This window comes from Marinisporobacter balticus (genome assembly GCF_004345705.1).
Lineage (GTDB): Bacteria > Bacillota > Clostridia > Peptostreptococcales > Thermotaleaceae > Marinisporobacter > Marinisporobacter balticus.
This window is the reverse complement of sequence record NZ_SLWV01000001.1, coordinates 252,183-264,234: the sequence shown is the minus strand read 5'-3', so window position 1 is coordinate 264,234 and position 12,052 is coordinate 252,183. Positions and strand designations below refer to the sequence as shown.

Genomic DNA, 12,052 nt, shown 5'->3' with positions numbered 1-12,052 from the left:
CCTTTTATAGACCGTATTGGGAGGAATTAGTTTGGTTACATATGATGTAGGCATAAAATGTATTTTGTTGATGATATTACTTGTTTTATCAGGACTATTTTCTAGTGCTGAAACGTCGCTGACTTCAATTAATATTATCAAAATAAAGCAACTTCAAAATAATGGAAGGAAAGATGTACAAGTACTAGAAAGGCTTATGCATAAGACGCCTAAGATTTTAGCAACTATACTTATTGGAAATAATATTGTGAATATTGCAGCTACTGCTATTGCTACTGAGCTTACATTTAAATTGATTTCAGGACAAAATGCAACATTGGTTGCTACAATAGCCATGACATTACTCATATTAATTTTTGGTGAAATAACGCCTAAAACCTATTCTGCCCAATATCCTGAAAAAGTAGCGATGAAGTTAGGGAGACCTTTAGAATTTTTATCTATTGTCTTATACCCAATCCTGAAAATTCTGACGACTATTACAAATGCAATTATCAAGCTCTTTGGAGGAGATATAAAAACAACAACAGTTTTAGTTTCAGAAGAAGAAATTATGACTTTAGTAGATGTAGGTGAGGAGGTAGGGATTATTGAACGAGATGAAAGAGAAATGATCAATAGTATTTTTGAAATAGGGGATATAGAAGTAACAGAAGTGATGGTACCAAGAATTGATATGGTCTATCTTGAAGAAGTATCGACCCTAGAAGAAACATTGAATGTAGTTATGCAATATGGATATTCTAGAATTCCTGTCATTAAAGATACAGTAGATAATGTTATCGGTATTTTATATGCAAAGGATCTATTAATATATTCTAAAGAAAAGAAAGAGTTGCAATTTGAATTTGATATTCTTAAATTAATCAGAGCGGCATACTACGTACCTGAAAGTAAAAAGGTCAGTAATTTATTAAAAGAGATGCAAAAGGAAAAGGTACATATTGCCATCGTATTAGATGAATATGGGGGAACATTAGGACTAATCACAATAGAAGACATTTTAGAGGAAATCGTTGGAGATATTTTAGATGAGTATGACAATGAAATTGATTTTATCGAACATTTAGGAGATAATTCTCTTATTGTGAATGCAAAAGTATCTATTGAGGAAATCAATGAAATTTTACAAGTAAATATCTCAGAAGAAGAATATGAATCTATAGGAGGATTTGTGTTTAATTTATTAGGCAGAATACCTATTAAGGGAGATGAGGTTATATTAGATCATGTGAAAATTAAGGTTTTAAATGTGCATAATCGAAGAATTAAACAATTAGAAATACAAAAGATTACCATAGAATAATGGGGGAAATATTTCCTATGAAAAAGATAAGAAAGATTTTTATCACAGGATTATTTGTATTAACGCCTATAGTTGTAACCAGTATGTTAATTGGATGGATCTTCAATACAGTAGATTCTATATTTCGCGTACCCATAGAAAAAATCATTGGTTTTCGTATAATAGGAATAGGCTTTATATTAACAATGATCATCATTTTGGGGACAGGTGTCTTTGCAACAAATTACTTAGGGAAAGAATTCATTCATTTTGTTGAGCGTGCATTAAGTAAAATTCCGCTAGTAAATACGATATATTTATCCATTAAGCAACTAATAGACACCATTCTTATGAAGCAAAGGGACGCTTTTAAAAGCACAGTTTTAGTAGAGTATCCGTCCAAAGGAATTTATACAATTGGTTTTGTTACATCAGATGCGCATAGAGATATTTCGGAAAAAGTTGGTAAAAGAATGAAAAGCGTTTTCATTCCAACCACACCAAATCCTACATCAGGTATGTTTATAATGATACCAGAGAAGGACGTGATGCCACTAAACATAACTATTGATGCAGCTTTGAAATTAGTAGTATCTGGTGGAATTTTGCTCCCAGAACAAATGCAAATGAAAGACAAATGAAAAAACAAATGGAAGGATGAGGGGGACATGTTGAAAAATAGAAAAATAATCTTATTCGTTTTAGTTATTTTTACCTTTAATTTTTTAGTAGGTTGTGGTTCAAAGAAAGAGGAGCCTGCTATTATAGAACAAGAAGTTGAACTAGAAAAAAATAAACCTACAAATATAGAAATTGTAGATAGTAAAGAAACAAATGAAAAACCAGAAAAAGTAAAAAAAGTAGGGGTACCATCGCCTATTAGCGGTATGTATGCAAAAGAAGAGAATATACATAAAAGGCCTTTTGCTGTTATGTTTGACAATCAAAGTAAAGCTAGGCCACAAGCAGGGTTAGATCAAGCAGAAATTGTTTATGAGATTTTGGCAGAGGGGAATATTACAAGATATATGGCGATATTTTTAACCAATGAGCCAAATTTAATTGGACCTGTAAGAAGTGCAAGACCTTATTTTCTTGATAAAGCCATGGAATTCGATGCACTATATGTTCATGATGGTGGCAGTCCACAAGCATTAAAAGACATCAAAAATCTTAAAATAGGAGATATTAGCGCACAGTCTAGAGGAAAGGATATTTTTTGGAGAAAAAACCATAAAGTTAGACCTCATAATGAATATACAAATGCCGCTGCAATTAGAAAAGCAGCAATGCAAAGCCATTATAGAGAAAATGTAGATTTTGATACGTATATTTTTAATGATGAAGACCAAAAAAATGGTGGAAGTAGTTTAACCTATGTTAAGATGCCGTATTCAAAAACATATAAACCAAATTTTAAATATAATGAGGAAGATGGTTTGTACTATAGATATATAAATAAAGAACCTCATTTAGACGAAGGTTCAAAGAATCATTTAACAGCAAAAAATATTATCATTCAAAAGGCACAAACAAAAGTAATAGATAATGAAGGAAGAAGAGAAATAAATTTGGTAGGAAAAGGTGAAGGATTATTCATTACAAAAGGAGAAATATGTAAGGTTACTTGGGAGAAAAAATCTAGAAGAGCGATCACAAGATTTTTCTATGAAGATGGAGAAGAGATTAAATTTAATCCAGGCATTACTTGGATGGAAGTCATTCCATCGAATTTTGAATTAATCACACAGTAGGGAGGAAAAGATTTGACAGATAAAGAATTGTTTCAAAAGGCAGTGGAAGCAAAGGAATATGCTTATGCACCGTATTCAAAGTTTAGAGTAGGGGCAGCAGCATTAACGAAAGATGGACAGATTTACGCAGGCTGTAATATAGAATGTGCATCTTTTGGAGGAACAAATTGTGCAGAAAGAACGGCTATTTTTAAAGCTATTTCGGAAGGTAACAAGGAGTTTGAAGCCATTGCTATTGCAAGCGATAACAATACATTCACATTTCCTTGTGGTATTTGCAGACAGGTTATATTTGAGTTTGGTAAAAAAATAAAAATTATTGTAGGGAAGCCAGATGGAGAAATTAAGGTGGTTTCAATTGACGAATTATTGCCACATGGTTTTTCGGGAGAAGATATGGATAAATAAATAGGAAGAGGGTTAATGAATGAAATTTCAATCAGGATTTGTAACAATTATTGGAAGACCTAATGTAGGAAAATCAACACTAATGAATCAAATTATTGGGGAAAAGATTGCAATTATGTCTGATAAACCTCAGACAACAAGAAATAAAATACAAACCATTTATACAAAAGAAAATTTTCAAGTTATATTTTTAGATACGCCTGGGATGCATAAACCCAAAAATAAATTGGGTGAATATATGCAAAAATCTGCACAACAAACGCTAAATGAAGTGGATGTAATATTATTAGTAATAGATGATACAGCAGATATGGGTCCGGGAGATCAATATATTCTAGAAATGATAAAAACTGTGAAGACGCCTATTGTATTAGTGATAAACAAAATGGATAAAATTCCACCAGAAAAATTTGAAAAAATATACAATATGTATAATCAGCAAAATTTATTTCATGACATCATAGCAATATCTGCCACTGAAAATAAAAATGTGCAGAAGCTTATGGACAAAATTGTGAAGGGCTTGCCAGAAGGGCCTCAATATTTTCCAGCAGATATGATTACAGATCAGCCAGAAAAAGTAATTGTTAGTGAAATTATTCGGGAAAAACTTCTACATTATTTACAAGAAGAAGTGCCTCATGGTGTAGCAGTAGATGTTTTGAGTATGAAAAAAAGAGAAAAACAAGAGATTGTGGATATTAGTGCAACCATCTATTGTGAAAAGAAATCTCATAAGGGAATAATTATTGGTAAAAATGGAAGAAAATTAAAAGGTGTGGGAAAAAGTGCAAGAATTGATATTGAAAATTTACTTGGATCAAAAGTTTTTTTGGAATTATGGGTTAAGGTAAAGGAAGATTGGAGAGATCATGAAAATATGTTAAATACTTTAGGATATAAGTTATAGCAGAATTACAAAATTTACAATGTATATAAGCACCCTATGGAAGAAAAATATAAGTGTATAGCCTATTTGAAAGAGGTGATCGTAGGGTGTTAGAAAAAATATTGTGGAATTTGTTTTTGACTACGGGAAATATAAATATTTATATGAATTATAAAAATCTTCAAGAAATAATCCCAGATAAGGAAATTGAAGCACAAAAAATTTATCAGATACACAACTTTTGAGGTGATGAAATGCTTTTAAAAACAGATGCAGTGGTTCTAAAGCAAAGTAAATTTGGTGAAGGACATGCAGTCCTTACCTTATTTTCGAAAAAAACAGGAAAGCTGCAAGCTGTAAACAAAGGATACAAAAAATCAGGAGGAAAATATTCAGTAGGCACACAACCGTTTTGTTATGGAGAATTTGTTCTTTTTAAAGGCAGTGGTTTATACCAGATTTCACAAGTAGATCTAAAGGATTCCTTTTATAAGTTAAGAGAAAATGTTATAAAGTTGACTTATGCTTCATATATATTAGAACTAACGGAAAGAATGGTTACAGAGGGACAAACAAATAATCGATTGTTTTATACATTACTTCAATTTTTACATATTTTTTCTAACTTTCATAAGGAATATGAAACTTTAATAAAAGCTTATGAACTAAAACTCTTGATGTATTCTGGATATAAGCCCGAAATGAATAACTGTGTGCATTGTGGAAATAATTATAAAGAAAAGATCAAATTTAGTGTAAATGAAGGTGGCATATTATGTGAAAGTTGCTTTAGAGAAGATTCTTATGCTATGCAAATTTCCAAGGTTACCATAAATGTTATGAAATTTTTAATGGATACAGACTTAGAACAAATTTCAAAATTAAAAATAAAGCCAAATGTGTTAAAAGAACTTAATAAAATTGTGAAAGAATATATCTATACTTATATAGATAAAAAACAATTTAAAAGCTTGCAATTTTTAGAATCTATAAAAGAATAATATAAAGGTGGTGCGAGTATGGAAATTACTTTAGAAAAAATTGATCAAGTAAGGGATCGAACAGGTGTAAGCTACAAGGAATCAAAAGAAGCATTAGAAGCAGTGGGTGGAAACGTCATTGATGCTATTATTTACATTGAAGAAATGCAAAACAACAAGTGGACAGACAACATTTCTGGTGTTGGCAATGATGTCGTAGAAAAGCTAAAGGATATTGTTAAAAAAGGAAATGTAACCAAAATCGTCTTAAAAAGAGATGAAGAGATTATTATGAATATCCCTGTGACGGTTGGGGCTGTAGGAGCAGTTTTATCGCTACCAGCTACAATGGTAGGGATTTTAGCAGCATTAGCTGCTAAATGTAAAATTGAGATTGTAAAAACGGATGGAGAGATTGTTGACATCAATGAGATGGCAGGAGAAACTTTAGAAAATGTAAAAAGTGTTGCAGAAGATACCTTTAGCAATGTAAAATCAAAGGTAGATGGATATAAAAACAAAGGAAATGTAGATAAAAAAGATGTAGATGTTGATTTAAGCAAAGATGAAGACAAAGAAGAGTAAAAAGAATCTTTACATCAATAGAACAATATGGTAGAATCATATAAAAATATAAGCATTTGCTATGAAAGAGAAAAGTAATTAGAGGGTATTATTTCAGAGAGTTGGTGGTGCTGCAAATCCAATATAATCCCTTGATGAAAGGAACTCTTGAGCATATTAATGAAAGTGGATACTTTTGTATCAACTAGGGTGGAACCGCGGAAGCAAAGTCTTTCGTCCCTTGATGTAGGGATGAAAGGCTATTTTTTTGATTGTACAAAAAGAGGAGGACTGAAAATGACTGCAGAGAAGAAAATGGATAAGATCGTTGCATTGGCAAAAGGAAGAGGATATGTATTTTCGGGATCTGAAATTTATGGAGGATTAGCGAATACTTGGGATTATGGCCCTTTAGGGGTAGAACTGAAAAATAATGTAAAAAAAGCTTGGTGGAGAAAATTTATTCAAGAATCTCCGTATAACGTGGGAATTGATGCTGCTATTTTAATGAATCCTCAAACATGGGTAGCTTCTGGACATATAGGAGGATTTAATGATCCTTTATTAGATTGTAAAAAATGTAGATCAAGATTTAGAGCAGATAAGCTTATTGAAGATTATTTTAGAGAAAAAGAAGCAACAGAAATAACGGTTGATGGTTGGGCAAATGAAAAAATGGAAGTTTTTATCAATGAAAAAAATATAAAGTGTCCAGAATGTGGTGAATTAGATTATACAAAAATTAGACAATTTAATCTTATGTTTAAAACGTTTCAAGGGGTAACAGAAGATTCAAAAGCAGAAATATATTTAAGACCAGAAACAGCACAAGGCATATTTGTGAATTTTAAAAATGTAGTTAGAAGTTCAAGAAAAAAAATACCTTTTGGCATAGGACAAATTGGAAAATCTTTTAGGAATGAAATAACGCCTGGAAACTTTACTTTTAGAACCCGCGAATTTGAACAGATGGAACTTGAATTTTTCTGTAAACCAGGAGAAGATTTAGAATGGTTTGAATATTGGAAAACATTTTGTAAAAAATGGCTTCTAGATTTAAATATGAAAGAAGAAAACTTAAAATTAAGAGATCATGAAAAAGAAGAATTATCTCACTATAGCAATGCTACAACAGATTTTGAATATAAGTTTCCGTTTGGTTGGGGTGAGTTATGGGGTATTGCAGATAGAACGGATTTCGATTTGAAACAGCACAAGGAGCATTCGGGTGTTGATTTAAGTTATCAAGATCCAGTAACAAATGAAAAATATATACCATACTGTATAGAACCATCTCTAGGCGCGGATCGAGTCACATTAGCCTTTTTAATAGATGCTTATGAAGAAGAAGCATTAGAAGATGGAACCAGTAGAACGGTTTTGAAATTACACCCAGCGTTATCGCCATATAAAGCTTGTGTATTGCCACTCACAAAGAAGTTAGACGAAGGCGCTACAGAATTATTTGCCAAACTTGCGAAAAAGTTTATGGTTGATTATGATGTATCAGGAAGTATAGGAAAGAGATATAGAAGACAAGATGAAATTGGTACGCCGTTTTGTATTACTTATGATTTTGATACTTTAGAGGACAATGCAGTTACTGTAAGAGATCGAGATACAATGCAGCAGGTAAGAATAAAAATTGAAGATCTAGAAAGATACATCGAAGAAAGAATGGATTTTTAAGAATATATATCATGTGTATATAGGAGACAATAGAGGAGAAGTTACTGCATTCTCACTATTGTCTTTTTCTAAAAAAAATTACAAATTATGCTATGCTGTTTATATAGATAGCAAATAGTTATAATAAAGAAGAATTATTTTATAGATATAATTATTTTCTGAAAAAAATATAAAAAAGTGAAAAAAGAGATAGTAAAAATGTTTAATATTTGTTACAATGATATATATAATATAACATATAAAAATAAATAGTATAACATATTACATAAAATTCTATAAAAGAGGTGATAACCATAGAATTTTCAAAACGCCAACAAGCAATTATTGAGATTGTAAAGGAAAAAGAACCAATAACTAGCGAGCAAATTGCGAAAATACTAAAAGTTACAAGAGCTACACTAAGACCAGATTTAGCTATACTTACAATGACAGGTATGTTAGATGCAAGACCTAAGGTCGGTTATCTTTATTCTGGAAATAAGCCAATAAATCTAATTTCTGAGAAAATTCATGGTATAACAGTAAATGATATAAAATCTATACCTGTTGTTGTTGACGAACAAACTACACTCTACGATGCACTCGTCATATTATTTCTTGAAGATGTAGGATCTATTTTTGTACTATCAGAGGGTTATCTTGCAGGAGCCGTATCAAGAAAAGATTTTCTAAGAAACATTATGGGTGGTACAGATGTAAATAAGGTACCTGTAGGTTTAATTATGACGAGAATGCCTAATATTATTATGACGTATCCAAATGAAACTGTGCTAGAAGCTGCGATTAAAATTATAGATCATGAGATAGACAGTCTTCCTGTAGTTGAAAAAGTTAAAGTAGATAAAAAAGAATACTACAAAGTCGTGGGAAAAGTATCTAAGACTAATATCACAAGAGTATTTGTTGAACTTGGAATAAATAATTAAAAAGGGGGGCACTAAAAGATGAATCGCAGACTTGTTGTATATATAATATCTGATTCTATAGGAGAAACAGGAGAACAAGTTGTAAAAGCAGCTATTAGCCAATTTGTGTGTAAAGATTGCGAAATAAGGAGATTTCCATATATATCGGATGAAGATCAAATTGTTGAGATTATGAATGAAGCAGCGAATGAAAACTCTTTGATTGTTTTTACAATGGTTGTACCAGCTTTGAGAAAAATATTGATTGAAAAGGCACAGCAGCATGATATTATTAGTATTGATATTATGACCCCAATCGTAGATTCTTTACAAAAAGTTTTAGGAGATATCCCGAAAAATGAACCAGGTCTGATTCGAAAATTAGATGAAAAATATTTTAAAAAAATTGAGGCAATCGAATTTGCTGTAAAATATGATGATGGAAAAGATCCAAGAGGCTTAAACAAAGCAGATGTTGTATTAGTGGGTATATCAAGAACTTCTAAAACACCACTGAGCATGTATCTTGCCCATAAAAACATAAAAGTTGCAAATGTTCCATTAGTACCAGAAGTACCTATACCAGAAGAGTTATTTAAGGTTGCATCTAAAAAAATAATAGGACTTACTACAAATCCAATAAAATTAAATGAAATAAGACAAGAGCGGCTAAAAGCTCTAGGTCTTAGAAATGAAGCAAATTATGCAAGTATGGATAGAATACTAAAAGAATTAGATTATGCCGAAAGTCTAATGAAAAGACTAGCTTGTCCAATCATTGATGTATCAAATAAAGCCATAGAAGAAAGCGCAAATATTATTTTAGAAATATTGAAACAAAACGTATAAGAATTTGTTACTTGAAAGGAGTTTTGGACATGAGAAAATATGTATATGCTTTTGACGACGGAAATAAGGAAATGAAATCAATACTTGGAGGGAAGGGAGCAAACTTAGCAGAGATGACAAAAATAGGGTTGCCTGTTCCTCCAGGATTTACTGTTAGTACAGAAGCGTGCAATCAATATTATGAAGATGAGAAAAAAATTAGTGAAGATATTGAGAAACAAATATTTGAACTTCTCCAAGGATTAGAAGAAAAGATCAACAAAAAATTTGGAGATATAAAAGATCCGCTACTTGTATCCGTAAGATCTGGTGCTGTAGTTTCTATGCCAGGAATGATGGATACCATATTAAATTTAGGATTAAATGACCAATCTGTAGTAGGTCTAGCATCTGAAACAGAAAACGAACGATTTGCTTATGATAGTTATAGAAGATTTATTCAAATGTTTGGAGATGTTGTTCTAAGTATTCCAAAATATAAATTTGATCGTATCTTAGAGAATGAAAAGGAAATAAATAAAATTGAACTGGATACAGCATTAGATGTAGAGAACCTTAAAAATATTATTAAAGGATATAAAGAACTTGTCAAAAAAGAAACAAAAAAAGATTTCCCGCAAGAACCTAGAGAACAATTACTTATGGCAATTGAAGCTGTTTTTGGTTCTTGGAATAATACAAGAGCAATTATTTATAGACAAATAAATGATATACCTGGGCACTTAGGAACAGCAGTAAATATACAGTCTATGGTATTTGGAAATATGGGAGAAACATCTGGTACAGGGGTAGCTTTTACAAGGAATCCATCTAATGGGGAGAAAAAATTGTTTGGGGAATTCTTGATGAATGCACAAGGAGAAGATGTTGTAGCAGGGATTAGAACACCTCAATCTATTGAAAAATTAAATGATACTATGCCAAAAGTATATGAAGAGTTTGTACGTGTTGCAAATCTTTTAGAAAACCATTATAAAGATATGCAAGATATCGAATTTACGATTGAAAAAGGAAATTTATATCTTCTACAAACAAGAAATGGAAAAAGAACAGCACCAGCGGCCATTCATGCAGCTGTAGATATGGTGAATGAAGGGCTAATAGACAAAGAAACAGCAATTATGAGAGTAGAACCAAATCAATTAGATCAGCTACTGCACCCAACATTTGAAGAGAATGCAATGAAAGCAGCAGAAAAGATTACTACAGGTTTACCAGCTTCGCCAGGTGCTGCTACAGGGAAAATCTATTTTAATGCCCAAGACGTTGTAAAAGCTGCTAGTGCTGGAGAAAAAGCAATATTGGTAAGATTAGAAACTTCTCCTGAAGATATAGAGGGAATGGCAGCAGCCCAAGGAATTCTTACAGCAAGAGGTGGCATGACTTCTCATGCAGCAGTTGTTGCAAGAGGAATGGGAAAATGTTGTGTAGCGGGTTGTGGAGAAATAAAAGTTGATGAAGGAAATAAAATCTTTAGAATAAGCGGTAAAATCTTCAAAGAAGGAGCGTATATTTCATTAAACGGAAATACTGGAAATGTCTATGCGGGAAGCATTCCTACAAAAGAACCAGAATTATCTGGAAGCTTTTCAAAACTTATGCAGTGGGCTGATGATTTAAGAACTCTGAAGATTAGAACCAATGCAGATACGCCAAGAGATGCACATATGGCTGTAAAATTTGGGGCAGAAGGAATTGGACTTTGTAGGACAGAGCATATGTTTTTTGATGAAGAAAGAATTGCTATTGTAAGACAAATGATTGTAGCAAAAGATGTAGAGGAGAGAATGATCGCTTTAGATAAATTGCTACCTTTCCAAAAAAAGGACTTTGTAGGCATATTTGAAGCAATGGGTGAAAGGCCTGTAACTGTAAGGCTACTTGATCCACCATTACATGAATTTTTACCACATAGTGATGAAGATATTAAAACATTGTCAGAGCAAATAGGGGTAGCATATAGGGAACTAAAAGAAACCGTTGAAGAATTAAAAGAATTTAATCCAATGCTTGGTCATAGAGGCTGTAGACTTGCGATTACTTATCCAGAGATCTATCAAATGCAGGTAAAAGCATTGATTATGGCTGCAATAGAGGTGAAAAAAGAGAAGAAAATCAATATTACACCAGAAATTATGGTGCCTCTCATTGGACATGAAAAAGAACTTGGAATTATAAAAGAACTTATTGTAAATACTGCAAATGAAATTATCAATGATAGTGACGAAAAAATTGACTATACAATTGGTACAATGATTGAAGTACCAAGAGCTGCATTGACGGCTGATGAAATTGCAAAACATGCAGAGTTCTTTTCATTTGGAACAAATGATTTGACACAAATGACTTATGCTTTTTCTAGAGATGATGCAGGAAAATTTATTGGAGAATATAGAAACAAAGGAATTTTTGAAAAAGACCCATTCCAAAGGCTTGATCAAGTTGGAGTTGGAAAATTAATGGAAATTGCACTGGACTTAGGGAAAAAATCAAGACCAAATATAAAATTAGGCATCTGTGGTGAACATGGAGGAGATCCAGATTCAATTGATTTTTGTCATAGAATAGGGTTACATTATGTTTCTTGTTCCCCATATAGAGTACCTATTGCAAGATTAGCAGCAGCGCGTAGTGCGATAAAAAATAAATAGTAAAAAAAGCATGAAAATTTATGAGGTCACTGAAAAAGCATAGCTTTTTCAGTGACCTCAAATTTATTCATACCTTTT

Annotated in this window: 11 protein-coding genes and 1 other annotated feature; all 11 genes read left to right on the top strand. The window is 32.0% G+C overall.

Going from position 1 to position 12,052, the window contains the following annotated elements; genetic code table 11:
• Positions 1-31: 31 nt before the first annotated feature.
• The 11 genes from EV214_RS01325 (at position 32) to ppdK (ending at position 11,974) form a co-directional block, all read left to right on the top strand.
• Positions 32-1,306: a hemolysin family protein gene (locus EV214_RS01325; RefSeq protein ID WP_132241897.1), complete on the top strand. Its 1,275-nt coding sequence runs from the start codon at positions 32-34 to the stop codon at positions 1,304-1,306.
• A gap of 17 nt (positions 1,307-1,323) precedes the next feature.
• Positions 1,324-1,926 carry a DUF502 domain-containing protein gene (locus tag EV214_RS01320; protein ID WP_165916166.1) on the top strand — a complete coding sequence of 201 codons (603 nt, stop codon included), beginning with the start codon at positions 1,324-1,326 and terminating at the stop codon, positions 1,924-1,926.
• Positions 1,927-1,956: 30 nt separating this feature from the next.
• Positions 1,957-3,039 (top strand): DUF3048 domain-containing protein, encoded by a 1,083-nt coding sequence (locus tag EV214_RS01315; protein WP_165916165.1) that lies wholly within the window; start codon positions 1,957-1,959, stop codon positions 3,037-3,039.
• 12 nt (positions 3,040-3,051) lie between these two features.
• The gene (locus EV214_RS01310; RefSeq protein WP_132241891.1) at positions 3,052-3,447 is read left to right on the top strand and encodes a cytidine deaminase; all 396 of its coding nucleotides are present in this window, start codon (positions 3,052-3,054) and stop codon (positions 3,445-3,447) included.
• Positions 3,448-3,466: 19 nt separating this feature from the next.
• Positions 3,467-4,357 (top strand): GTPase Era, encoded by an 891-nt coding sequence (era, locus tag EV214_RS01305; RefSeq protein ID WP_132241889.1) that lies wholly within the window; start codon positions 3,467-3,469, stop codon positions 4,355-4,357.
• Positions 4,358-4,590: 233 nt separating this feature from the next.
• On the top strand, positions 4,591-5,337 hold the full coding sequence (gene recO / locus EV214_RS01300; RefSeq protein ID WP_132241887.1) for a DNA repair protein RecO: 747 nt from the start codon (positions 4,591-4,593) through the stop codon (positions 5,335-5,337).
• 18 nt (positions 5,338-5,355) lie between these two features.
• On the top strand, positions 5,356-5,901 hold the full coding sequence (locus EV214_RS01295; RefSeq protein WP_132241885.1) for a DUF4342 domain-containing protein: 546 nt from the start codon (positions 5,356-5,358) through the stop codon (positions 5,899-5,901).
• A gap of 52 nt (positions 5,902-5,953) precedes the next feature.
• Positions 5,954-6,125, top strand: a binding site (T-box leader).
• Positions 6,126-6,177: 52 nt separating this feature from the next.
• Positions 6,178-7,569 (top strand): glycine--tRNA ligase, encoded by a 1,392-nt coding sequence (locus EV214_RS01290; RefSeq protein WP_132241883.1) that lies wholly within the window; start codon positions 6,178-6,180, stop codon positions 7,567-7,569.
• 284 nt (positions 7,570-7,853) lie between these two features.
• A complete protein-coding gene (locus EV214_RS01285) occupies positions 7,854-8,495 on the top strand; it encodes a helix-turn-helix transcriptional regulator (protein ID WP_132241881.1) in 642 nt (213 codons plus the stop codon).
• A gap of 18 nt (positions 8,496-8,513) precedes the next feature.
• Positions 8,514-9,323, top strand: coding sequence for a pyruvate, water dikinase regulatory protein (locus EV214_RS01280; protein WP_132241879.1), 810 nt, complete (start codon positions 8,514-8,516; stop codon positions 9,321-9,323).
• A gap of 29 nt (positions 9,324-9,352) precedes the next feature.
• Entirely contained in the window at positions 9,353-11,974 is a 2,622-nt protein-coding gene (gene ppdK / locus EV214_RS01275) for a pyruvate, phosphate dikinase (RefSeq protein WP_132241877.1), read from the top strand.
• Positions 11,975-12,052: the final 78 nt, after the last annotated feature.